The sequence below is a fragment of the Polaribacter sp. L3A8 genome, assembly GCF_009796785.1.
Lineage (GTDB): Bacteria > Bacteroidota > Bacteroidia > Flavobacteriales > Flavobacteriaceae > Polaribacter.
Window position 1 is genome coordinate 3,136,361 of record NZ_CP047026.1, and the last position, 26,138, is coordinate 3,162,498.

Below are 26,138 nucleotides of genomic sequence, written 5' to 3' on the forward strand. Positions count from 1 at the left end.
TAATTTTTAGTGCCTAAAAAAGAATAAATGATGAAACTTACTAAAAAAAGAGTTGTATTATTTTTACTATTTATTTTCCCTCTAATTTGTTTTTTAATTTTATCAACCGGAAAAAACAACTTTAATAAATTACCAGTTGTTACAGAAAACGTTATTGATGTTTCTACCATAGATAAACAACAAACGTTTAAGGATAGAATTTCTATAGTTTGTTTTTTAGGAAACGATGTAAACTCACAGAAAGGTGGTTTCTTTAACCTTAATGAAAAGATTTATAAGAAGTTTATAGAGTATAAAAAATTTCAAATGATTGCTATTTACCCTAAAGGAAAAGAAGAGGAAACTAAGCAGCTTAAAAAAGAAATTAGTGCTTTTACAGATATGGTAAAATGGAACTTTGTAGCCGGTTCTAAAGAACAAATAACAGCTTTACATGCAAGTTTTAATTCTAGTAGCGAATTATCTAATTTGTATACTTCTAATGTTTTTTTGGTAGATAAGAACGGTAACTTAAGAGGAAGACTTACCGATGCTGATAGTAAAGAAGGAAAACTTATTGGATACAATATGAATTCTGTTTCTGAGTTAAATGCTAAATTAAAAGATGATGTATTGGTGCTCTTCTATGAGTATTATGCAGCATTTAAAGAAAAAAACGAAAACAAAGCAGATAGAAAAGAAGTTGGGTTATGAACAAAAAGTATTCTTACATAGGGATTTCATTTATTATCCTATTATTCGGAATTTATGTTGTTAGAAACATAGAAAGAAGAGTAAATGACAATGATCTTGTTCAGGATAGTAAATTGAATAAAGTTGGCAAAAAATCAAACAAAAAAAGTGGTTTATATACATTTAATAAAGTTCCCGATTTTGAGTTTTCAGATCAAAACGGAAAAATAATCACTAATAAAGATTACAAAGGAAAAGTATATGTGGTGGAGTTTTTCTTTTCTACTTGTCCAACTATTTGTCCATTAATGAATAAAAAGATGGTTACTATTCAGGATGAATTCTCAACAAACTCTAACTTTGGTATTGCTTCTTTTTCTATCACTCCAGAGATCGATAGTCAAGAAGTTTTAAAAGAATATGCTATCAATAATCAAATAACACATAAGAATTGGCATTTGTTAACAGGGCAAAGTCAAGAAATTGTTTATGATTTAGCTAATAAAGGTTTTAAGTTATATGCAGGAAAAGGAGATGAAGATCATGGTGGTTTTGAGCATTCTGGTTTATTTGCTTTAGTAGATAAAGAAGGAAACATTAGATCTAGAAAAGATGAATATGGAAACCCTATTATGTATTACAGAGCCTTAAAAGAACAAGGCTTTTCTGACCAAGTAGAGGAGTTAAAAGAAGATATTAAAATTTTGTTGAATGAGTAATTTAGCGCAAGAGAAAAAGTACAAGAAAATTATTACAGGGTTATCAGTTGTAATTCCTTTAGCAGTTGCAGCTTTGTTTGCTGTTAATTTAAGAAAACTAGGTTTTAATGTAGAACCTTTAAGTTTTTTACCGCCAATTTATGCTTCTATTAATGGTTTAACGGCAGTTGTTTTAATAGCAGCAGTTATTGCAATTAAAAAGGGTAATAAAAAACTGCATGAACAGTTAAATACCTTTGCTATTGGTTGTTCTTTGGTTTTCTTATTGTTGTATATAGGGTATCATATGACATCAGACTCTACGAAGTTTGCTGGAGAAGGAGTAATTAAATATGTTTATTATTTTATTTTACTTACTCATATTGTTTTATCAATAGTTGTAATTCCTTTTGTTTTAACAACATTTATGAGAGCAAAATTGGGTAACTTTCCACAACATAAAAAAATTGCCAAAATTACATTTCCTTTATGGTTATATGTTGCTATTACAGGCGTTGTTGTCTATTTAATGATATCTCCTTATTATGTATAAAAAAAAAGTTTTAGTATTGTTTTTACTGATGTTTTTTACATCAAAAGTTTCATTTTCTCAATGTGCAATGTGTAAGGCAGTTGTAGAAAACGGTGATGTTTCTATGGCGCAAGGTGTAAATAATGGAATTACTTATTTAATGGTATTTCCGTACCTTTTAGTTGGGCTTTTGTTTTTTGTGATTTATAGATATAAAAAGAACGCAAAAGACTAATATTTATATATCTATAATTTCTTGTAACAAATTATACTTTTAGTCGTCTTATTTACACATCATAAGATAATTTATCTTTTGTTGTTTAGAATATATAATATTTCAACCAAAAATTATTGCATTTTGAAAACTAAACTTATCCTATTTGTAACTCTTTTAACTACAGTGGTTACTTTTTCTCAAAAAAAATGGACACTTAAAGAATGTGTAGATCAGGCTTTAGAAAAAAATATTTCTATTCAACAAAATAAGTTAAACCTAGAAATTGCAAAAACAGATTTAAAGAGTTCTAAAGGGAATTTTTTACCTACCCTTAGTGCCAATACAGGAGGTAGCCTTTCTGCTGGTTCTAACTTTGATCCTGTAACCAATAACAGGTCTGCAAGCACAACTTTTTTTGGAGGTAACGTTGGTTTAAATGCTGGCATAACTGTTTTTAATGGATTTAGAAACCTAAATTTATATAAGCAAGCAGAGTTAGGTATTGAAACCAGTAAATTAGATTTAGCAAAAATAGAGAACGATGTTTCTTTGTTTGTAGTTAATGGTTATTTAAACGTTTTATTCGCAAAAGAAAATTTAGAAGTTGCAAAGGTTCAGGCAGAAATAAGTAAAAAACAAATTAGTGCTGCTAAGGATAGATTTGAAGCAGGAACAATTGCAAAAGGTGAATTGTTAAATTTTAAGTCTACAGCGGCAAATGATTTACAAAGTGTAATTTCTCAAGAGAATGCATTAGATCTTGCTCTGTTAAACTTAGCGCAATTGTTACAGATTCCTGTTAATAATTTTGATGTTGCTTTGTTAAATGTTGGTTCTCCATCAGCAGATTTGTTATATAAAAATTCATCATCTGTTTATGATAAATCTTTAACAAAAATGCCAGAAATTAAAAGAGCTAAATTGGCAATAGAAAATGCAGATTTGGGTATTGCAATTAGTAAAGGTAGTTATATGCCAACAGTTACTAGTTCTGTTTTTGCAAATTCTAATTATAGATATATTATAAAACCAACGGGTATTCCTACTGGTGATTTTTTCGATCAATTAGATGGTAATTTAGGTTACGGAGTTGGTTTTAATGTGAGTGTTCCTATTTTTAATGGTTTTAAAACGGATGCTAATGTTAAAAGATCTAAAATTAATAAAGAGATTTTTGAAACGAGATTAGAAAGTGAGAAATTAAATTTAAAGCAAACCATAGAACAAGCTTTTTTAGATGTAAAATCTTCTTTAAAAGCATTCGAAGCAGCTAAAATTTCTTTGGAAGCACAAAAGGAAGCTTTTAAAAACGCACAGGAAAGATATAATTATGGTGTAATGACTTTGTTTGATTTTGATTTGGTTAGAACACGTTTGGTAAATGCAGAAGGAGCAATGATTCGTTCTAAATACGATTATGTTTTTAAAACAAAAGTGTTGCAATTTTATTCTGGAGAACTTATTTTAGAATAATTAAAATATAGATTAACTTCTGAAGCCTCGCAGATTTGCGAGGTTTTCTTTTTTGTATGAGTTATATTTGCATAAAAATATAGAAGTTGGCAATTATACTTAACATAGAAACCGCAACCAAAAACTGCTCTGTAAGCATTGCAAAAAATGGAGAAGTTATAGCAATAAAAGAATTAAATAATGGTAATTATTCTCATGCAGAAGTTTTACATCCTTTTATTTTAGACGTACTAAAAGAAGTTCATTTAACTTCTACAGAAATAGACGCTGTAGCGGTAAGTAAAGGTCCGGGTTCTTATACAGGATTAAGGATTGGTGTTTCTGCCGCAAAAGGTCTTTGTTTTGCTTTTGATAAGCCTTTAATATCTATTAAAACCTTAGAATCTTTAGCGCATGCTATTTCTATTGATCAAGGAATTATAGTGTCTATGTTAGATGCAAGGAGAATGGAGGTATATGCGGCTGTTTTTAACCATAATTACGAACAAATAAGAGATATTAAAGCAGAAATAATTGACGAAAACTCCTTTTCTGATTATTTAGATGCAGGTAAAGTTTATTTTTTAGGTGATGGTGCTCATAAATGTAAAGAAGTAATTGCCCATAAAAATGCTGTTTTTGTGAATGATAAGTTTCCTTCTGCTAAAGAAATGGCGCAATTGTCTTATGATAAATACAAAAAAAACGACATCGAAGATGTCGCTTATTTTGAACCTTTTTATTTAAAAGATTTTGTTGTAATTCCAGAAAAGAAAAAGAAACCTACTTTTTAACATTCACTTGATGTGGATAAGGAATTTCAATTCCAGCTTCATCAAGAGCTAATTTTACGCTTTCTGTAACTTCAAAATATACTGCCCAATAATCTTCAGTTTTACACCAAGGTCTTACAGCAAAATTAACAGAACTATCTGCTAATTCAGAAACAGTAACTCCTGGAGCAGGATCTTTTAAAACTTTTGGATGAGAAGTTAATACTTTCATTAAAACCTCTTTAGTTTGCTTAATGTCTGCATCATAAGAAACGCCAATTACTAAATCTACACGTCTTGTACCTTCTGTTGTATAGTTAACAATATTTCCGTTTGATAAAGTACCATTTGGTATGATGATTTCTTTGTTAGATAAACCCGTAAGTTTTGTTGTAAAAATTTCAATTTCTTTTACAACACCAATTTCACCTTGTGCTTCCACTAAATCTCCAAGTTTAAAAGGTTTAAAAATCATAATTAAAACACCACCTGCAAAGTTAGCCAAAGATCCTTGTAATGCTAAACCAACAGCTAAACCTGCTGCAGCTAAAATAGCGGCAAAAGAAGTTGTTTCTACCCCAAGTTTAGAGATAACAGCTATTATTAATAATATTTTTAGGCCCCAACCAACTAAGTTTCCTAAAAATTTTTGAAGTGTAACATCTATACCTCCTTTGTTCATTACTTTTCTAGACGCCTTAACAATTAGTTTTATTACTATTAAGCCAATAACTAGAATTGCCAATGCAACTAATATTTTGGGAGTAAATTCAATTACTAATCCTTTTAAATATTCAAGATATTTATCCATTTTTATTTTTTGTTATAAATTAAATGCAAAAATAATGGTTTCTTATTAAAGAACGAAAAGATTAAGTATTATTATAAATTGGATATTATTTTTAAATGATTTGGAAGTTTTATATAAAAAAAAGCGATCTAATTATACATTAAATCGCTTTTAAATTGTTTTTAAATTGTTTTTTATATTCTAATTAACTTCAAAAGTGATTTTTAAGTTTACTCTAAATTCTGTAACCTCATCACCATTAACAACTGCACTTTGCGATTGCACAAATACAGATTTAATATTTTTTACTGACTTAGAAGCTTGCTTTACTGCTTTCCTTGTTGCTTCTTCCCAACTTTTTTCTGAGTTTGCTAATACCTCAATAACTTTCATAACTGCCATAATCTTGTTTTTTAGTTAATACAAGTAAAGATATTAAATTTATTATGAAATCATCAATGTTAATTTAATGTTACCAAATTGTTTTTTAATTGTAACTTTTTATGTATATTTGTTATTGTAATATTAACCTAAAATATAAAATCATGAAAAAAATACTAACACTTATAGTTCTTTGTGTAGCAACAATAGGATATTCTCAAGATAAAGAAACAACTTATACAGCAGAAGGTAATTTAGTTAAAGCTACTTATTACTATGAAGATGGATCTATAAGTACTGAAGGATATTTTAAAGATAAAAAATTAACTGGAGAGTGGATTCGTTTTGATAAACAAGGAAACAAAATTCAAATAGCAAATTACCAAGATGGTAAAAAAGTAGGTAAGTGGTTTGTTTGGAATAATGATTCTTTAAAAGAAATTAATTACGACAACAATGCTGTTGTAGATGTAAATGTTTGGAAGCATGAAACTAGGTTAGCTTCTAATAAGTAAAAAACATTAGCTTTTTTTAAGTACAATTATTTTAAACTCCAAAATTAACAATTTTGGAGTTTTTTTTATGGAGTTATATGAGGTCTATTTATGTTCTTATTATATTCTATTACTCTTTGTAATTTGAGGTGTTTTGTTAAGTGTGTGTAATGGTAGTTTTAGCCTGTTTTAGAGTTTTATTTAGGTGTTGTATACTTATGGTGTTACTATTCATTTAAGCATTTATACAAGCTTCATTTTGTTCTAACATAATACTACAGGTGTCGTTAATAAAGACTTTATTTTATGGCATAAAAAAACCGTTTAGAAATTTCTAAACGGTTTTTTTATATATGTGTTGTAAACTCTTATTACTCTACAATTAATGTAAAAGGGATACTATATTTTACACCTACTGGCTTACCTCTTTGTTTACCAGGTTTCATTTTAGGCAATTGTTTCATCACTTTAATAACTTCACTTTTAATTTTTGGGTGTGGAGCTCTAGCATTAACATCAACAATGTTACCGTTTTTATCAATTTTAAAACCGATAAATACTCTTTTTCTACCAGAAGATAAACCTAATTCATTTGGTAAATTTGCATCAAACTTTCTTGAGAAATGCTTTTGTACCATTTTACTAAAACAAGCTTTTAACTCGTTTTTACTTCCTTTACATCCAGGAAATACAGGTACATCTTCAATAATCATAAAACTTACATCTTCTACAACTTCTTCAACTTCTGCGATCTCTACAATTTCTTCAACCTCTACAGCTTCAGTTTCATCAGTTTCAGTAGATTCTATTACAGTCTCTTCAACTTCCTTTTCATCTTCAACAATTTCAATCTTTTCTGGCGCTGGTGGTGGTGGTGTTTTTGGTTTAACTGGCTCTACTCTTTCAGTAATTACAGTTTCTTCTTCCATTTCGGCATTCATCGTTACAGTACCTAAATCACCGATATTTCTATCGTATGTTTTCTTTTCGATTGCAGCATATGTTATAAATAATGCTAAAACCAAACCTATTTGCATAAAAATTTTACTGTAATTTTCTAAATTTGATTTCGGGTGTTTCTTAATTTCCATTGTAAAGAGTTTTTAATAGTTCGCTAATTTAATTAAATTATTGGTTTATATACAAGTCTTAGTATAAATTAACTGTAATTTTTTTTAATATTTGATTAAAAACAAACAATCCTAATAAAATTCCTATGGTGTTTGCAAATGCATCTTTATAATCACCTGTTCTGTATACAGTTAATGTTGCTTGCAAAACTTCAATAATTATGCCAAAAATTATACAACTAATTACTATAACGTATTTTAGTGTTGGTTTTCTATAAAATGAAAGCAACCAGCAAAGAGAAAGCGTAAAATAAGCAGACAAATGGTATAGCTTATCTAGATTGCTAAAACTTACTTCAAGTTTTGGCATTTTCATTAAACTTAAATAGGCAATGGTAATTGTTATTATTATTGCAATGATATAAAGGTTATCCTTGAATAAGTTCTTTATACGCTGCGGCATCTAATAAATTGTTTATTTGTGTTGTGTCTGACATTTCAACTTTAATCATCCAACCTTTACCATAAGGATCAGAGTTTACAAGTTCTGGTTCGTCTTCTAACGCTTCATTAAATTCGATTACTTCACCTGTTAAGGGCATAAATAAATCTGAAACAGTTTTTACGGCCTCAACAGAACCAAAAACTTCTCCTTCTTCTACAGTATCATCTAAGGTGTCTACGTCTACATAAACAATGTCTCCTAGTTCTCCTTGTGCAAACTCTGTAATACCAATTGTTGCAGTATTTCCATCAATTTTAATCCACTCGTGGTCTTTTGTGTATTTTAATTCTAAAGGTAAATTCATTCTTTAATTAATTTATAGTGTTATTTTTAATTTCCTCCTAAGTTATAAATAATATTAAATCCGCCATTAATCGATTGTCTCGGAAAAGTGGTAGAGATTGCATATTTAGATGTTTGATGATTATAATAAAATGATGCCGTTAAGCTATTACTTAATCTATAATCGGCGGTAAATTTAATAGAAAAAAGTTTCTGACCACCACTAATTTGATTATTATCTTCATCTACAGATCTAATTTGTGTTAAATTATCTCTTAAAGATACATCTGCTCTTAAGTTTATATCTCCTTTTAGGGTTTGTTTTTTTCCTGTAAATCGTGTATTAAACTTAACATCTTTAAATACATAGCCCATTCCAAAGACATACTCTGTTCCCTTAATATCAGTTAAAGTACTGTTATTAAAATTCATGGTTAATGTTCTATCACTTTTTACTTCTCCTCTTAGAGAGAAAGAGTTTCTCATTTTCATATCTAATTTAATTAGAGGAGAAAATTCATCAACCAAAGTAGCAGCAGCAACCAATAATTCTGGTTCATAATTGTTGGCTACATTTATGTTTGCATACGGGTTGTTGCCATCGTATTGTAAGTTATTTGTAAAACTAGACAAGGTGTAAGAAGATCTATAACCATGTGATACTACAAAGTTGCTAAAGTTTTTCTTAAAGAATTTTAACTTCATTAATCCATTGTATCGTAATGTCCAGTTAGGAATAGGAATATTTCTAAATAAACTAGTATTTACTTTATCTGGACTGGTGCCCGAATATGCAGCCATAAAAGCTGGTAATAAAACTTGTTGACTATTTGGTCCAAAACCACTTACCGGAACTCCGTTTTCATTAGCGAGTCTGTTAGAAATAATACTTCTATAATCTCTTAAATTTTGAAACAATTCATCTCCATCTGCAAATGCAGTAGAAACCATAGAATAACTTGTACTAAAGTTTCCTGTTTCAAAAGCAGCAATATTTTGATCTATTTCACCAAATTCAGTTCCGTTATTTACAACATCTAATTGTTGCGATAAATCTCTTGTTTTAATTTTATTACCTCTAACATCTATATTTAAATCCTTAATTGGTTTTAAAGTGAATGTATAATCTAGTTTGTTATAATGTGTTTTACTATAAGTTTTATTATAATAATCTCCATCTGCATCTCTCGGTGTTACTAACCAACCATTTTCTAAAGCTTTGTTTCTAATATCTACTTGACTACCAAAGGCAAAAGAAGTAGGTGCGCCTCCTAAAAAGCCAACATTTTCAGTATAACCAGGTAATAGTTGCCCGTTGTTTTCTGAATAACTAATTTTTCCTTGTTTTATAGAAGTTAAAATGTCATAAGTTCCTTTTAGAATTGTTTTACCAATAGATAGTTTTTTCTTTTTATTTTTTCCTCCTGTGCTTCTTCCAGGAGTTCTTGGTAAACTAGGACCTTTTAATCCTTTAGATTTTTTAGATCCTTTAATATCCTTACGTTGGCTTTTGGTTAGTAATAATTTTTCGAAACCAAGACCTTTGTAAAAACTATCAAAATTTAAGGTGGTATTTAAATTGTGTGTATTTGCATTCTGAATAACGTTTCCAATCAATTCTACAGACGCAACATCTGCTCCATTTACATCTATCGTGTTTTGTGGTGCTGCTTGCCAATCGAAATCTGCTGTATATGCATAATCTGCTTTTATGAATTTTAAAAACGGAATTTTATCAATTGGTAAATTATAGGTTCCGTTTAATGTTTGATGATATTGGTTTGCTCTTCCTGTGTTAAAGAAATCATCAAATACTTGAATTTCATCATTACTATTAAAAGTATCATACACATAACTATTGGTTGCATTAAAATTTAATTGCAACGATTTTGTTAAATCGAAACCAATGGTATAGTCCCAATCAAATAAAAATCTACGTTGTTTTAATTCTGGTTGTGCAGATAATCCTTCTACTAAATTTCTAGATTGTTGTTCGTTATAATTTCTATTGACGCTAGAGTTAACGGCAAATGTTTTTGGTATTGGATTAAAATTAAAATCTTTAATCAACTTTAAGTAATCACTCGCAAATAGTGAAGAGTTTTTAAAAGGTTCTATAGGTTTAGAATCGAAATTAAAGTTATACGTAGCAGAAGCTCGTACACTTTCGTTAATACGTTTTTTGATGTTGTAATTTCTTTGAAATTCTTTATTATGAGCGTAAGAAACTGCTAAGTTTTCTACATCGTAAAACTTAGGTTTTTTAGTAGAATTAGGGTTTCTATTCTTTTTTACGTTTGTAAAACTAATGCTAGTTCTTTTGGTATAATCTCTAGAAAACTCACTGTTTTCATTTTCACCCAAAGCATCTGCTAGTTCTATATCTTGAAACTGAGGGTCGTATTTAGGGTCTATATAAACCTCACCAACACTATAACTCATAGGTAATTGAATTCCCCAATCTTTTGGCGTTAATACCTTTCCTAAATTGATTGTTGTAGCAACATCATATTGTTTCGTTTCATCTAAACTACGTTGTGCAACTCTGTCTTCTACATTACCGAAACCTACGGTAGACATGCTACCAGATAAAGAGATATTTGCTACATCAGCAAAATTGGCATCTGCATTTAAAATGGCTGCCCAACCACCCTTATTGTCAAACCCAGAAGATCTTAATTCATTAAACCATACTTCTCCACTTATAGGACTTGTTGTATTGTTTTTTAGCCCTAAAACAATTGTTTTTAACTGTGCTAATGTTGGGTTTCCTTTTACAGCTATTGTATACGGAATCTCTGGATCTTGCTCTATAGAAGTATATAAGTCTGTAATTGCGGTACCGGCTCTATCTCTTTCTAATTTAACTAAGCCAAAAGTTTCTAAAAAAGCGTCTAAATTATTAGATTCTGGCCAAAGATCTAAAGCAGAAGTTCCGTTTGTAGAAACTTTTAAGGGTACTTCTATTTGATAATAATTATCGTCTAAATCTGTACCTAATCTTATAATGGCAGAAAAATCGTTATCATTTATGGTAAGCGCTCCTTCATTTTTTTGAAGATGCATAAACATCTTTAAATTTTTGAATCGCCTTAAATCCATACTAATATTTTTGTAAATAGCCCTTGCTTCATTTGCCGGCAAGTTGTTTACTTTTAAAGTAACAGATTGTTCGTTTTGTAGTTGTACACTAGTACTACCTTGTAAACGCTCTCTTTCTATTCCTGGAGGTTGTATGTAGCTTCCTTCGTTTTGCTCGATACTTACAACACCAACTTCAAAATCTTTTAACTGATTATCATCTAAATCTATAGGAGTTGTTAGGTCTTCATCTAGTGTTTTTGTGTAACGTCTCCAATCTCCACGTACCAAATCTAATTCTCCAAAACGAATTACAACAGGCATTTTAAAATTGGTTAAAAACATTCTCATAAAACGGATACTATTAAAATCTGATATACCATTTACTGGTGTTCCGCTTCTAATAGGAACTCTAAATTGATACCACGTTGTTTTTTGATTTACACCGTTTTCTAACGTAACGTCTGTTGTTTTTTCATCAACAATAAAATTCTTTCCTACCACCAAATCATTTCTATTCATAGAAATTTTATACTCGTAGTAACTTTCTACGGTATTCATGGTTTGATCTTTATTAATATCTTCTACATCTGGATACGATGTTGATGATGTTGGGTACGTTTCTGGAGATTGATTTAAGGTTGGTGAGTTGCCTTGTGTGTTGTTGTAGTTTTTATATCTGGTAATAATTGATGCGTTACTTGCATCTAATTGAGATCCTCTAAAATATTGAAAGTTATCGGATGCAGGGTCATTAGCGTTTAACTTACTAAAGTTAGAAAGGGTTGTGCTGTATTTAGCAAATTCATCAGTATCATTTAAACCATCAAAACCAACATCTTGGTTAGCTCTTGCGTCATCATCTTCATTAAAAGCATAAATAATAGATGGGTTTGTAGGTACTTTACCCCATGTAGTTGGTGCTGTATTTAGATCGCCACCCGTTTCTGGTAAACCATTTTCATACATTTTACGACTATCTTTTAAGATGTCTTCGGATACATTTCCTAAGTTAATGTATAAATCTCCTACTTGGTTTGAAACATCGTCAGGATTCATTCCTGCAGGTAAACCTTCTTCTGGTCTAATTGAATAATTTTCATAAGGGTCCATCACCCAAAATTGTACATACTCTATATTTGCTTGATCAAAATTATTGGTTGTTAAAGGCCTCATAACGCCTCCCCATCTATTTTCAGGATCAGAGAAAGTACCATCTGTATTTACATTGATGCCTGTATCAAAATTATAAGAACCTCTTTCTGATGGAAAATAAGCCAAATCTAAGGTTCTTATTAAAGAATTCTGCGTAATGTCTAATTGAATATTAGGAAACAACTCTCTATAATTAATTTGCCTTGTTTCTGCTCTAGAAAGTTCTGCTGCACTTATGTTTGATGGTGTATCTCCCGCTCCGTAAAAAATTTGATCTACATTATACCAAGCCAATCGTCCTCTTTGGTAATTGTATTCTAATTCGTTATTAGAAGCTCCTTTAAAGTCCGGGAAAGTTGGTGTATTCGGTGTACTTGCTTGGTGCCAATCTAATGGAGATAAGATGCTAATTGGTATTTGAGAAGCTTCAAAGTCATCTATATAAGAAGTTGCTGCACCTGTTACGTCTATACCGCTTGGTGTACCAGGAAGTAAATACGCCATGTCTGCTCTAACCGATAAATTAGAAGGTACATCTGTATCTACAAAAGGTAATTTATTTGCCAATTTTGTAAAATAGGGTACTTCTGTTGTATAATCTACATTTACCCCAAACATGGTATTGTTTATTGGGTCTGAACCAAAATTTACTTTAGGAGTAATAGGTCTTTCATTTACATTTAAAACGGTTGCACCAACTATAAATTTATCAGAAAATTTATGTTCAACATCAACACCCATAAATGTTTTTCGTTGTTGATTAAATACGGCATTGTTTTCTGTAGATACGCTAATTGGTGTTCCAGATGCTTGCAAGCCTGTATCTATAATTTGTACACGACCAAGTTGATAATCTACCACATAATCTACACCTTCTACCAACTGTCTACCACCAGCAGTTACTTTAACAGATCCTCGTGGTACATTAAATGCACCAATTGGGATTCCGCCAGAAGTTTCTGATTTAAAATATCCTTTTAAGAAATACTTATCTTTATTTTGATAGTTATTTTGTGCGTTTACCTTGGTATTTAAATAAAGTTCTTTAAATAGGTAAGTAGCATCTTCTGTATTGGTTAATTCATCGGCCAAATCATTACCAAAAGGTTCTGGCTCCGGGAAAAAGATAAATCCGTTTTGAGAATTAACAGTGATGCCTTCTACATAATCGAAAAATCCGTCTGGTTCTCTAAACTGACTTTGGTCTAACTGGTCTAATTTTAAAACTTGTAGTAAAGGTAAATTAGCAATTCCTGCAGTTTTAGCGTTTTGTAAAACGTTAGAAGGAATTCCGGTTTGATCATCTCTATATTGAATTTCGAAACGAAAACCATCCTGCGTTAGCGGAAAAGCACCTAAAGCGTATACGTTTTTCATCATTAAACGCCATGTAGGAAAAGACTCCTCTACAGTAACACCACCTACAACTCTATCTCTTTTTGTTTTTAAAATTTCACTACGTAATAATTTTACAGCTAAAGCCTGAGGAGCTAATATTCCGTCATTAGAAAATTCACCAACTTTAAAAGAGTTTTTTGTGCTTCCTGTAACACCTCCAGCAATGGTATACTCATAAGCAACGGCTAAAACTTCACCATCATTTAATCTTCTATTTAAAGAAATAAAACCTAGTTGAGCGTTTAAGGTGTATTCACTTGTGTTTAATTTTCGGGCATTTTCTAACACAGAATAATCTGTACCTTCACTCATGTTGTAAGGCTGTAACGTGCTGTTTACGGTAGAAATACTTCTAATTCCGCTAGTTGTAGTTAGTAAGTTAGATAAATTATTAGACTCATTTGCAGGGATATTTCCACCAGTTGTTGTTGGCGGACTTGTGGGTTGTACTTCTCCTGTTTGGTTTACTAAAACATCTGTATCAGATTCTCCAATATCTGCTAAAGCCACAATACTTCTATAATCTTCTGTACTTGCATTTCTGTTGGTTATCCAAACTTCTACTCTTGTAATGTTAATTTGACTGTTGATTAACGGATAATTTTTAAGAGAATTTGCGTAGTTGTCTATAAAATATTGTGATAAGAAAAAGTGACGATCATTATCGTAATCTGTTGCCTGTAATTGAAATTCTTGTATAGATGCTCCACCTTCTGCAACAACGGTTTTACTTTCTGAGTTTTGCTGAGAAAAGACCGCAGTTATGTTTGTGTTACCAAATTTTAATTGTGTTTTTACACCAAATAAACTTTGCGCACCGTTAATTAAAGAGTTTTTAATAGGCATAGAAACGTTACCCGCTTCTATTCCTTGTAAAATATCATCTTCAGTAGGCTCATAACCAATTTTTACTAAGTTCTGAAAATCGAAAGTAGATTGTGTGTCGTAATTTGCAGTGAAATCTAAACGTGTACCAACTTGGGCACGAATACTTGCATTAATTTGTTGATCGAAATCGAACGTAAAACTACTTCTATTTTCTTCTGATAATTGTGGGTTTTCTGTATTCTGATAAATAAAACCTAGCTTTAAATTTAAACTTCCTGTAGGAGTTACTTTAATTTCACTACCACCAAAAATAGTTTTAAAAAAATCTGAATTTACATAATAAGTAGGCAATAAGTCTTTTTGAGCATCTTTAGAACCCTTTTTCTTAGAGTTTGTAGCGCTTACTTTGTCTTTGTAATATTGCGTCATATCTCTTTTTAAGCGATAATCTGCGTATTCTCTTTGGGTTAGATAAATAGGTGTTTTAGTATAATAATCTCCTATTTTTTCTATAATTACATATTTGTTTAAATCTTTATCAAAAGTAATTTCTTTCTCTGCCAGATAATCTAAAAACAAACCTCCAGTTTGATCTTTTTTAAAGTTGTATCTTAACTTTAAAGTATCCTTTTTTACGGTAATAGAATCTGTATTTTTATTTGTTTGCGCATGTAGGGAAATGTTTGCTATAAAAGCAAAAGCAAGAAATAAGGTTATTCTTTTTAAAAAATTTCTCAAAATTATTATAAATTTTTTAAGGCTAGTTTTATTAAATTTTCTACGGTGGCTTCTGGGTTTTCTTTTAAAATAGTAGTAATTACTTTCTCCGACTGTTTTTTATTAAAACCTAAAACTTCTAAAGCAGATAACGCTTCATCTTTATTGGTATTGCTTGTAAACGTAGAAACTTCATCAATATTAAAGGTTTTTAAAATTTTATCTTTTAAATCTACAATTACTCTTTGTGCTGTTTTTACACCAATTCCTTTTACAGATTGTATGAGCGGCACGTTTTCTGATGCAATTGCATGTTGTATTTCTTCTGATGTCATAGAAGATAACATGGTTCTTGCAATGCTTGGTCCAACACCAGAAACAGAAATTAATAGTTTAAAAACTTCTCTTTCTGTTTTAGTAATAAACCCAAAAAGGGTGTGTGCATCTTCTCTTATAGATAAATGTGTGTATAAAACAACCGCTTCATCATCGGGTAAACTAGAGAAAGTATTTAGAGAAATATGTAATAAATAACCAACTCCGTTGCAATCTACTACAACTTCCGTTGGATTTTTTTCTACCAATCTCCCTCTAATTTGTGTAATCATAGATCCTTTTTTTCTTTGCGACTAAAGTAATAAAATTTATTTGTTGTTTCTTTTTTCTTTTTCTTGGGCATCTACAGCAGCTAAAGCAGCCATATTTACCATTTCATCTACACTAGAACCTAATTGTAAAATATGTACGGGTTTACTTAATCCTAAAATTATTGGACCAATAGATTCTGCTTGGTTTAATTGTTTCATTAATTTATAGGTAATGTTTGCAGCCTCTAAATTAGGGAAAATTAAAACATTTACTTTTTTACCATTTAGTTTCGAAAACGGAAATTCTTTGGCTAACATTTCTGGGTTTAAAGCAAAATCTGCTTGTAATTCACCATCTATAACTGTATCTGGAAAATGACGATGTAAATAAGAAACAGCCTCACTAATTTTCTTTGAAGTTTCAGAACCTGAAGATCCAAAGTTAGAAAAAGAAACCATTGCCATATTTGGTTTCATACCAAACATTTTTACAAAGTTACCTGTCATCTGAGAGATTTTTACCAATTCTTTCGCAGAAGGGTTAATGTTGATGGTTGTATCTGCTAAAAATAACGGACCTTGTTTGGTTAACATTAAGTTGGTTGCAGCAATTTTGGTAATCCCTTTGTCTTTTTCAATCAATTCTAAAATTGGTTTTAGAACCGTTGGGTAAGGTCTAGAATATCCTGTAATTAATGCATCTGCTTCCCCTTCATTTACCATCATTGCAGCAAAGTAGTTACGCTCTCGCATTAACTTTGTTGCCTCAGATAATGTACGTCCTTTACGTCTTCTGTTTTTCCAATAAAGATCACCAAAACGTTCTCTTCGCTCTGTTTCTTCATCCGTTTTTGGATCTATAATTGGTACATTTGCCGTAAAGCCAATTTCTTCTTTTAAAGCTAAGATAACGTCTTTTCTACCTAATAATATAGGTTTACCAATTTTTTCATCGTGTACTCTTTGTGCAGCTTTTAAAACATCTATATGATCTGCTTCTGCAAATACAATACGTTTTCTATTGCTTTTTGCTCTGTTGTGTAAAATTCTAACTTCTTTACTTCCAGAACCAGAACGTTCCATTAGTTCTTCTCTATATTTATCCCAATCTTCAATTGGTTCTAAAGCAACTCCAGAATCCATAGCTGCTTTTGCAATCGCTGGTGGAATTTCATAAATTAATCTTGGGTCAAATGGTTTAGGGATAATGTATTCTCTTCCGTAAGCTAAACTTACTTCATCGTATACAATATTTACTTGCTCAGGTACAGATTTCTTAGCTAAATCTGCTAAGGCATGTACTGCAGCCATTTTCATTTCTTCGTTAATTTTGGTAGCTCTAACATCTAAAGCACCTCTAAAAATAAAAGGAAAACCAAGTACATTATTAACCTGGTTAGGATGATCTGATCTTCCTGTAGCCATAATAATGTCTTTTCTTGTAGCTACGGCTACATCGTAATCTATTTCTGCAACTGGGTTTGCCATTGCAAAAACAATTGGATCTTTTGCCATTGTTAAAAGCATCTCTGGCGAAACTACGTTTCCTTTAGATAAACCAATAAAAACATCTGCATTGTGCATTGCCTCGTCTAAAGTATTTAAATCTCTATCTGTTGCAAATTCTGCTTTTTGTGAGGTAAGGTTATCTCGGTCATTTCTAATAACACCTTTACTATCGCACATTACAACGTTTTCTCTTTTTGCGCCTAATTTTAAATACAAACGTGTACAAGAAATAGCGGCTGCTCCAGCACCATTTACAACAATTTTTACTTTGCTAATATCTTTGTTTGTAATGTCTATGGCATTTTTTAATGCTGCAGCAGAAATAATTGCTGTTCCGTGTTGGTCATCGTGCATTACAGGAATGTTTAACTCTTCCTTTAATCTTCTTTCAATTTCAAAAGCTTCTGGTGCTTTAATATCTTCTAAGTTTATGCCACCAAAAGTAGGTGCAATTGCTTTTACTGTTTGTATAAAAAGTTCTACATCAGTTGCATCAACTTCAATATCGAAAACATCGATATCTGCAAAGATTTTAAAAAGTAATCCTTTTCCTTCCATTACTGGTTTAGAGGCTTCGGGACCAATGTCTCCTAAACCTAAAACTGCAGTTCCGTTAGATATTACCGCTACTAAGTTTCCTTTTGCAGTATATTTATATGCGTTGTTTTTATCTTTTGCAATTTCTAAGCAAGGCTCTGCAACTCCTGGTGAATATGCCAAGGCTAAATCGTGTTGCGTAGCGTATTTTTTAGTAGGAACTACTTCTATTTTTCCTGGTTTTGGCTTTGCGTGATATAATAAAGCTTCGTGTCTTTTTCTAGAATCGCTCATGATATTAAGTCTTTGCTTGTTTAAGCGTACAAATATATGATTTTCAGCGGAAGAGAAAATTTATTTTACCTTATTTTAAGTTGCTTTATAACTTAATGTTTATTCATTAGTCTTTTAGTATGATAATGTTTTTGTGATATTTTTTTCTGAATAGGTAATTGAAAAAGAATATGTTTTAAGATTTGCTTTTAGTTCTGCAAAATCGTTTTTATTTGACCAAGTTACATCTAATTCATTTTCAGGATTTTCATTGATATTTATTGTTCCTTGAAATGCTTTAGAAGTATTTCTTAGTCGCATTATTTTTAGCTGATTTAAAACAATTTCTGTTTTAAGGCCTTGTTCTATGTCTTTATTTGATAAGGTTGTTCTATTAATTTCTTTGTGTCCGCCGCTTCCGCCTTTATCTGCGGCTGCATAATTATTTTTACCTGCAAAAATATCTAGGTACCATACTTGGGGAATACCTGGCATAAACATTTGAATGGCTCTTGCTAATAATAGTTTTTGTTCATTTTCTCCCAATGCACTAAAAAAGGTTGCATTAACTTGGTAGTACGAAATTTTATTTCCGGCAGGGTCGTATAGGTTTTTTACTCTACCGCCACGTTTTAAAATAGTATTCATAATCGATTCTATTTCAGCGTCCTTTAATAAACCTTTATTGTAGGTTCCGTTAATTTCTTTCCCTTTTAAATCTAAAACAGGAATTCCGTCATGGCAACCTAACATATTTACGGTTTTATAACCTTTACTAATAATTTCTTTAGCCCAAGTTAAAAGAGCTTTAGCATTAGAAGTCTCTAGTGTGTGAATCATTAATCCTGGTAAGAAAAAATCGTAAATTTGATAACCTTCTTTAGCAACCTCATCATGTAAATTTAAACCATATTCTGCATGAATTTCTGGTAAAATAATTAGATCATTCTTTTTAGCAATTTCATTAATACGATCTAAATAGGTCCAAGTACCTGGTTTGTTAAAAAAATTAGTTTGCCCAACTTCTTTATTTAGATAAGAAAAAGCATCTAAACGTAAAATTTTGCAACCAAAACTTTTTACTTTAGCTAAAGTTTCTTCATAAAAATCCCAAACTAATTCAGATTTAGCATTTACATCCATTTGACCTAAAAAGGATCTGTTTTTTTCTACTAAAAGGTTTATTTCTTTCTTGTATTTATTGTAATCTCCTAAATCAAGATCATTAATGTTCATTTTATTTTCAATAGCTAAATTAACTTGTTTACAAACTAATTCAGCTTCTTGAGAATTTACAGAAATACTATATTCTAGATCTTTACTATTGATTTTATTATATTTAATTTCTTGGTAAAAAGTGTTCCAATACGGTTTTTCTGTGCCGTCTGGGAAAGGAACTTGTAAAATTGGAAGTCCAGATTTTCTCATAAATAATTTATTAAGAAATTCTTCTTTAGGTATTATAACTCCTTCTTTATTTTTGGTTCCGTTTTCTTGCCAAAAAGTATTCCAGTTGATAAAAAAGTCTTTAAATTTTGATTGTTCACCATTTTCTAAAATATCTTTAAATTGTGGAGAATTAACAGATAAATGATTTAGAACAATATCAAACTTTAGCATTATGTTTAGCTCTTCTAAAGATTTTAAATCTTCTTTAGAAACTAAATCTATATTTAAATTATAGTCTATAACAGAAAACCCTCTATCTAAATCGCTATTAAAAAAGGTAGGTAACACATAGAATAACGAAAAAACATCTTTAAATTCTGGTGTTTTAAGCATAGAAATAGTGTCGCTTAATTTTTTACCAATACTATCTGGGTAAGCATTCAGCATTACTCCGTTATAAATTATATTGTTTTCTTTTTGCATAAGTTGTAATTGCTATAAAAGTTTAGATAAAATATTAATGTTATCTGGCAGTCTGCCAACGTTTTGAAGTTTTAAAGCGGCTAATTTTAAAGCAACCTGTAAACAGTCTTGTATTGGTTTTTCTTTAATGTAAGCAAATAAGAAACCAGACCAAAAAGCATCTCCTGCGCCTGTGGTGTCCATTACTCGTTCTACTTTAATGGCTGGTAACTGAATAATTTCTTTACCAGATTGCGACAATTTAACACCGTTACTGCCTAGTGTTAAACAAACTGTTTCTACACCTAGGTTATGAAAAAAATCAAAAATCTCTTGGTGTGGCAACTCTTTTTCAAACAAGCGAAGCATATCATCTTCACTAATTTTTATTAATGGATTAAACTTACAGTATGCTTTTATTACGCTTAAAGCTTGTTCTTGACTACTCCATAATTTTTTAGCATAATTTATATCTATACTTAATTTACAGCCTAAATTATAAGCTTCTTCTGCTTTTTTTAAGATGGTTGTTTGTGCAGGCTCTCTACTTAATGCAAAACAAGTTGTATGATATATATTGGTTTTAGTCAACATTTCTGTAGATATCTGCTCTTCTGTAATATGATAATCTGCTTCACGAAAGGGAATAAAATCTGGAGTACCTTCTGATTTTGATACAAAAATGACACTTGTAGGTCTCTTGTCAATTTTTTTAATATGGCGTGTATTTACACCTTCTTCAGCAAGTCTTTTAAAAATGTATTCACCAAAGCCATCATCTCCAACGGATGATATCATAACAGATTTTAATCCTAATCTAGCAGAATTCATGGCAACATTAGTAGGTGAACCACCCAAATATCGATGGTAATCTCTTGTGTTGTTTATAAGTACACCAGATTGGTGACCAATGAAATCGATAAGGATTTCACCAACACATAATATGTCTATATTTTTATTTGTGTTTTTCAATTTTTTAATTTTAATTAGAGCTTTTTAATCTAAGAAGTTCTAGAATTATTTAGCAGAAATAGTTGCGGTTGCTGCAATTTCATTGTCACTATTTGTTTTTGGCTCTTTAAGACGCAATGCAAAAATACCAGCAATAACAAAAAGAACACCTCCTAATAGAATTGCGTTTACAGCACTATTATTTAGAATGTTTTTTACGATGGGTCCAAATGTTATTGTTTGTATCCCCATAGGAATCACAATCATCATATTTAAAATGCCCATATACACTCCACGTCTTTCTTGAGGAACAATTTTAGAAACCATAGAATATGGAATTCCCATCATTGCTGCCCATCCGATACCAAATAAAATCATAGGCAAAATAACTAGCATAGGATCATGAATGTAAGGAATGCTAATCATAGCAATACCTGTTAAGAACAAACTTAACACATATACTTTTTTTCCACCCCATTTTAAAGCTAAAGGAACAAGTGCCAAAGCAAAAACAATTGTAGAAATGTTGTATGTTGTATTCATTTTTGCAGCCTGACTTAAAGCTTCAGACTTGTTAAAGCCCATACTTTCTTCAAACATTGGAGAAATAAATTGCCAATAAATAAACAGTGCATACCACTGAAATAAATATACTGCAGATAATTTCCACATAAATTTAGGCATGTCTTTTATTGCTTGAACTATTTCTGTAAAAGGGGTTCTTATTCTTTCTGAAAGTGGTAGTGCATTGTGTTTTTTAATTTCTTCTAATTCTTTATTTGATGGTGGTATTTCTGAGGTTTTTAATACTGACCAAAGAATGGTTGCAATAGATAGTATTGCTCCTATAAAAAAGGAATAATACAGCCATTGAGGTATAGAAGTTGCTGCTGCACTTGTGGTTTCTTTTGTGCCAAACCAATCTTGAAAAAGAAAAATAGAGGCATTTGCTAAAACAATACCAGCGCCAACAAATAAACTTTGCATTTGGTACCCAAAACTTAATTGTTTGTTTGGTAATTTATCACCAACAAAAGCACGATAAGGCTCCATGGCCATGTTGTTTCCAACATCTAAAATCCATAGTAAACCCACAGCAAACCATAATGATGGACTGTATGGAAAAGCAAATAAACATAAACTACCTATTAAAGCACCAATAAGGAAAAACGGCTTTCTTCTTCCCCAACGAGGAGACCATGTTTTATCTGAAATAGCTCCGATTATAGGTTGAATAATTAAACCTGTAACGGGACCTGCTAAATTTAATAATGGTAAATCTTCATGATGAGCGCCTAAGAATGAAAAGATTGGGTTAACGGCTGTTTGCTGTAAACCGAAACTAAATTGAATTCCTAAGAACCCTACATTCATATTAAATATTTGCCAGAAACTTAAATTGGGTTTTTTTAACATAATAGTTTTTTTAAATAATTAGAATAAGAAAGAGCCAATAGGGAATATTATTGGCTCTATTCCTTCATTCAAAATTCACTTAATAATAACACTCAAACTTAAAAACTATATTGTAAAGTTAAAGATGATGAGCGACCTGTAATAGACCTTGCTCTAACATAACGATCTGTACCGTTTATTGCAACTCCATCCTGACCTTCAACTTCTGTAATACCAACGGTATCAAAAAGGTTATTTATATTTAAAGATAAAGATAAACCTTCTGTAAGACCTACTCTTCCTAAAAAATTAATGTATGCGTAACCAGGTTGTACTAAATCATTTGCATCTGTAGCGTAAGATTCTGTTGTACCTAATACTGTAAAGCCTAATAAATGTTGCTTTTCTAAACCAAAAGCATAGGTAGGAGCAATGCTGTATAGTAAATCAGCTTGTCTTCTAGGTTTGTTTCCGTCATTAGCTCCATTACCACCTCTATCTTCTTTAATTTTAGCATTTGTATATGTTGCAGATCCATTTATTGATAAATCACCAAAAGCAAATGCACTTTCTACTTCTAAACCTGTTGCTATATATTTGCTACCTACTGTATTTTGAAGTTCGAAACCTGCAGCTTCATCTGTAACAGAAGAAAAACCAGTTACATTTAAGGTTCCGTTATTAAAACGTTTTTTATATCCAATTTCTAGTTGCGAAACCTGGTCGTATTGTACATCTGCTGTACCATCTGTGTTGTAGCTATTTCTATCAGAAGCTCTACCAGAAGCACCTAAACTATATCTACCAAATACGGCTGCATCATCATTCATTTTATAATTTAAACCTGCAGAATAAGACGTAAAGCTATATTCATCAGAAACAATTTGATTTTGATTTGGTTGTACAATTGGTACTGCCATTTCAATTGGTTCAATAATGTTATTATTATTTACATCAGACGCTCCTGTTTCTGGTCCACTAGCAATTGTACCGTCTACTTTTACGTTTTCGAAACGTACACTTCCGCTAAAGTTTAATTTATCATTTAAATCTGCATCTATACCAACATAAGGTGAGTTTACTGTGTGTTGTGTGTTGTATTTACGTTGACAACAGTTGCCCCAAACCGGGGTTCCGTAAGCATATTGACCGCCTCTAGATAAACCATCTACATTTACTAATCTTGCATCTCCGCCTCCTTTAACTTCTTGTAAGAAAGAGTTCCATTGCCAAGATATTTTTGTGTTTTGAGTTGCAGTAAAGTAACCAGCAGTTACAGCTACATTGTCTGTAATTTTTTTACTTACTTTTAAATCATTCATTACATTACTTAAATCATCTATGGTAGTGTCAAAAACGTGTATGTTTTGAATTAATCCATTAGCAGGATTGTAAGCGGCACCATTATCTGCATAACTTAAAGTTGCTGGTTGCGGTATTGGTAAACCTGCAACAAAACTATTTGTTTCTCCGAATCCTGCAGAGAAAGGAGCAATAAATGCACCGTTATTTAATGCAATTCTACCATTGTTTCTAACTTTCCATCCATCGCCTAAATCAAAAGAAAACTCTACGCCTACAGATTTAGAAATAGCATTGTTTCCGTCTCTAACATCTCTAGAAGCTCTATTTCTATCACTACTTGTTGGACCAGAACTTTCTTGCAAATATTTAGATTGTAAACCATCTGTTGTAATATCAAAACCAGGTAAATTTGCATACGTTGGGTTAGCATCAGTTCCTTGTAATAACATTGGCATTGGCATATACATTGCTGTTTTATCATTTAAAAATTTTAAATAAGTTCTAATGTAACCAGATTTAAATCTTTTTGTAATGTTTGCTTTAATTTGACCACCTTTATTTGCATTAAATCCAGTAGTTCTAGGTCCTTCTCCTGTTCTCATAAAACCACCAATATGATAAGATAAACCATTTTCTAAAGGTGTTCCGTATTCAAAATCTACTCTATTTGAGCTATAATCCAAACCTACGGTTGTAGAGACAGTACCACCTTCTGTACTTCCTGTTTTGCTAATTAAGTTAATAATTCCGGCAGGACCATTAGATGTTTGTGTAGATGCAGAACCACCTCTAATAGCTTCTACTCTTGCAATGTTTTTATCTGCTCTTAACCAGTTATCTGAATTACCAAAAGAAGTATCTCCAAATAAATTTAAAGGCAAACCATCTTCTTGTAATTGTAAATATCTAGAACCACCAGAAGAAACAGGTACACCACGTACATTAAAATTTGAGTTTCCTTCCCCTGCAGAAGATTCTGCACGAATACCAGGAATGTTTTTAAAAATTTCACCTGTAGTTCTAGGTGACGATTGTTCTATTTGTTTAGTGCTAATTGTAGAAATAGAAACACTAGATTCTATTTTAGATTTAGGGTTTACAACTCCTGTAACAATAATTTCATCTAAAGATTGTGCATTTTCTTTAACAACAATGTTTAAAGTTATTTTAGATGAGTTTACGGTAACTTCTTTTGTAAAGTTATCAAAACCAATGTAAGATGCAGTTAGGTTGTAAGTGCCGTTTTCTACATTTTTAATTTCATAGTTTCCGTCAAAATCAGATGTGGTTCCTAAAGTTGTTCCTTTAAGAATAATGTTTACCCCAGGTATCAATTCTCCGTTTTGGTCTTTTACAGAACCAGAAATGGTAGATTGTGCTAATAAAGTTGAGCCTGTGAATATCAACGTTATTAAAACTAGTCTTTTTAATTGTATTAGTTTTTTCATTTTGATTGTGAATTTAATAATTAGTTAATCATTATTTTATGTAAAACTAAAATAGAGTCATGGTATTTTACGGAAATCTTAAATCGAAAACGTTTTCGATTTACCGAAAACGTTTTCGATTAAGGTAATTTACTATATTTATAGGGTAATAAAACATATATTTGCTTTAAAATTAAACAATTATACTTTGGTAACACTCAAACAAATTGCAGAACAATTAGGTATTTCTATAACCACGGTTTCAAAAGCATTAAAAGATTATCCGGATGTAAGTAAAAAAACCAGAAAGTTGGTGAGAGAAACCGCTTCTTTATTAAACTATAAACCAAATTCTTTTGCCGTTAATTTAAGAACTAAAGAATCTAAAATTATAGGTTTAATTATTCCTGTAATTGTACATCACTTTTTTTCTAGTGTTATTAAAGGAATTATTTCTCAAGCAGAAAAAAAAGGGTATTTGGTAATTATTCTTCAGTCTGATGAATCTTATGAGTTAGAAAAAAAGCAAATAGATTTATTACTTAGTAAAAGAGTAGACGGAATTTTAATTTCTTTAGCGAACGGAACAGGAGATTTTAAACATCTAACAGAAATTATTGAACAGGAAACCCCTTTAGTAATGTTTGATAAAATTGCCAAAGTGGTAAAGTGTTCTAAAGTTATTATTGATGATCGAAAGGCAGCTTATGTAGCAACGAAACATTTAATTGATATTGGTTGTAAACGAATTGCTCATTTTAGAGGAGCTTTGTTGCCTCAAAATTCTATCGATAGATTTCTTGGTTATAAAAAAGCTTTATTAGATAATAATTTAGAGTACGACCCTTCTTTAGTATACGTTAATGAGTGTGGAGATATGAGTTTTGAGGAAGGAAAAGAAAATGCAAGACAATTATTAAAAGACCATAAAGATGTGGATGGTATTTTTATAAATACAGATTTAGTGGCAATTGGTGCCATGACGGAGTTTGCTAAATTGGGCGTTAAAGTGCCAGAAGATATTAGTATTGTTGGTTTTAGTAATTGGTTTATGTCTTCTGTAATTTCACCATCTTTAACAACGATTAATCAACCTGGTTTTGAAATGGGTAAAAAATCTTTTAAAATATTATATAAAGAAATAAAAGACAGAAAAATGAATAAAAATATTAGTTATAAAGAAGTTGTTTTAGATACCGATTTAGTGATTAGAGAATCTACTAAAAAATAACTTTTAAGGTTGTTTTTGTGTTCCTAA

At 30.9% G+C, this 26,138-nt stretch carries 20 protein-coding genes; 8 read left to right on the forward strand and 12 right to left on the reverse strand.

Features of this window, described 5'->3' with window-relative positions; all coding sequences use genetic code 11:
* The first annotated feature begins 27 nt into the window (after positions 1–27).
* From GQR92_RS12800 to tsaB, 6 genes are all read left to right on the forward strand, one after another.
* Entirely contained in the window at positions 28–693 is a 666-nt protein-coding gene (locus tag GQR92_RS12800) for a hypothetical protein (protein ID WP_158840143.1), read from the forward strand.
* Complete coding sequence (locus tag GQR92_RS12805) at positions 690–1,391, forward strand: SCO family protein (protein WP_158840145.1); 702 nt, start codon at positions 690–692, stop codon at positions 1,389–1,391. The genes GQR92_RS12800 and GQR92_RS12805 overlap by 4 nt, the downstream gene beginning before the upstream one ends.
* Positions 1,384–1,923, forward strand: a complete 540-nt coding sequence (locus tag GQR92_RS12810; RefSeq protein ID WP_158840148.1) for a DUF420 domain-containing protein — start codon at positions 1,384–1,386, stop codon at positions 1,921–1,923. Before GQR92_RS12805 ends, GQR92_RS12810 begins: the two co-directional genes overlap by 8 nt.
* A complete protein-coding gene (locus tag GQR92_RS12815; protein ID WP_158840150.1) occupies positions 1,916–2,137 on the forward strand; it encodes a hypothetical protein in 222 nt (73 codons plus the stop codon). Before GQR92_RS12810 ends, GQR92_RS12815 begins: the two co-directional genes overlap by 8 nt.
* Before the next feature lie 123 nt (positions 2,138–2,260).
* Positions 2,261–3,592, forward strand: coding sequence for a TolC family protein (locus GQR92_RS12820; protein WP_158840152.1), 1,332 nt, complete (start codon positions 2,261–2,263; stop codon positions 3,590–3,592).
* Positions 3,593–3,678: 86 nt separating this feature from the next.
* A complete protein-coding gene (tsaB, locus tag GQR92_RS12825) occupies positions 3,679–4,365 on the forward strand; it encodes a tRNA (adenosine(37)-N6)-threonylcarbamoyltransferase complex dimerization subunit type 1 TsaB (protein WP_158840154.1) in 687 nt (228 codons plus the stop codon).
* On the opposite strand, the gene GQR92_RS12830 is transcribed toward tsaB, so the two are convergent.
* Both GQR92_RS12830 and GQR92_RS12835 read right to left on the reverse strand, forming a co-directional pair.
* Positions 4,355–5,155, reverse strand: coding sequence for a mechanosensitive ion channel family protein (locus GQR92_RS12830; protein WP_158840156.1), 801 nt, complete (start codon positions 5,153–5,155; stop codon positions 4,355–4,357). The two genes, tsaB and GQR92_RS12830, sit on opposite strands and share 11 nt — an antisense overlap.
* A 180-nt stretch (positions 5,156–5,335) precedes the next feature.
* A complete protein-coding gene (locus GQR92_RS12835; RefSeq protein WP_105049900.1) occupies positions 5,336–5,536 on the reverse strand; it encodes a dodecin family protein in 201 nt (66 codons plus the stop codon).
* A gap of 143 nt (positions 5,537–5,679) precedes the next feature.
* Between GQR92_RS12835 and GQR92_RS12840 the strand changes: the two genes are divergently transcribed.
* A complete protein-coding gene (locus GQR92_RS12840; protein WP_158840158.1) occupies positions 5,680–6,030 on the forward strand; it encodes a toxin-antitoxin system YwqK family antitoxin in 351 nt (116 codons plus the stop codon).
* 350 nt (positions 6,031–6,380) lie between these two features.
* On the opposite strand, the gene GQR92_RS12845 is transcribed toward GQR92_RS12840, so the two are convergent.
* The 10 genes from GQR92_RS12845 to GQR92_RS12890 all read right to left on the reverse strand — a co-directional run bounded on the left by GQR92_RS12845 (position 6,381) and on the right by GQR92_RS12890 (position 24,901).
* Complete coding sequence (locus GQR92_RS12845; RefSeq protein WP_158840160.1) at positions 6,381–7,100, reverse strand: energy transducer TonB; 720 nt, start codon at positions 7,098–7,100, stop codon at positions 6,381–6,383.
* Positions 7,101–7,158: 58 nt separating this feature from the next.
* Positions 7,159–7,449: a VanZ family protein gene (locus GQR92_RS12850; protein ID WP_233269855.1), complete on the reverse strand. Its 291-nt coding sequence runs from the start codon at positions 7,447–7,449 to the stop codon at positions 7,159–7,161.
* 58 nt (positions 7,450–7,507) lie between these two features.
* Positions 7,508–7,888, reverse strand: a complete 381-nt coding sequence (gcvH, locus tag GQR92_RS12855) for a glycine cleavage system protein GcvH (RefSeq protein WP_158840164.1) — start codon at positions 7,886–7,888, stop codon at positions 7,508–7,510.
* 26 nt (positions 7,889–7,914) lie between these two features.
* On the reverse strand, positions 7,915–15,066 hold the full coding sequence (sprA, locus tag GQR92_RS12860; RefSeq protein ID WP_158840166.1) for a T9SS outer membrane translocon Sov/SprA: 7,152 nt from the start codon (positions 15,064–15,066) through the stop codon (positions 7,915–7,917).
* A gap of 5 nt (positions 15,067–15,071) precedes the next feature.
* Positions 15,072–15,653 carry a Holliday junction branch migration protein RuvA gene (gene ruvA / locus GQR92_RS12865; RefSeq protein WP_158840168.1) on the reverse strand — a complete coding sequence of 194 codons (582 nt, stop codon included), beginning with the start codon at positions 15,651–15,653 and terminating at the stop codon, positions 15,072–15,074.
* A gap of 36 nt (positions 15,654–15,689) precedes the next feature.
* On the reverse strand, positions 15,690–17,972 hold the full coding sequence (locus GQR92_RS12870) for an NADP-dependent malic enzyme (RefSeq protein ID WP_158840170.1): 2,283 nt from the start codon (positions 17,970–17,972) through the stop codon (positions 15,690–15,692).
* A gap of 114 nt (positions 17,973–18,086) precedes the next feature.
* Entirely contained in the window at positions 18,087–19,823 is a 1,737-nt protein-coding gene (locus GQR92_RS12875; RefSeq protein WP_158840172.1) for a glycosidase, read from the reverse strand.
* 12 nt (positions 19,824–19,835) lie between these two features.
* Complete coding sequence (locus GQR92_RS12880) at positions 19,836–20,774, reverse strand: carbohydrate kinase family protein (protein ID WP_158840174.1); 939 nt, start codon at positions 20,772–20,774, stop codon at positions 19,836–19,838.
* 45 nt (positions 20,775–20,819) lie between these two features.
* Positions 20,820–22,169 carry an MFS transporter gene (locus GQR92_RS12885; protein ID WP_441339130.1) on the reverse strand — a complete coding sequence of 450 codons (1,350 nt, stop codon included), beginning with the start codon at positions 22,167–22,169 and terminating at the stop codon, positions 20,820–20,822.
* A gap of 98 nt (positions 22,170–22,267) precedes the next feature.
* Entirely contained in the window at positions 22,268–24,901 is a 2,634-nt protein-coding gene (locus tag GQR92_RS12890) for a TonB-dependent receptor (RefSeq protein WP_158840176.1), read from the reverse strand.
* Positions 24,902–25,088: 187 nt separating this feature from the next.
* Here GQR92_RS12890 and GQR92_RS12895 point away from each other — a divergent pair, with 187 nt between their 5' ends.
* The gene (locus tag GQR92_RS12895; protein ID WP_158840178.1) at positions 25,089–26,111 is read left to right on the forward strand and encodes a LacI family DNA-binding transcriptional regulator; all 1,023 of its coding nucleotides are present in this window, start codon (positions 25,089–25,091) and stop codon (positions 26,109–26,111) included.
* Positions 26,112–26,138 lie beyond the last annotated feature (27 nt).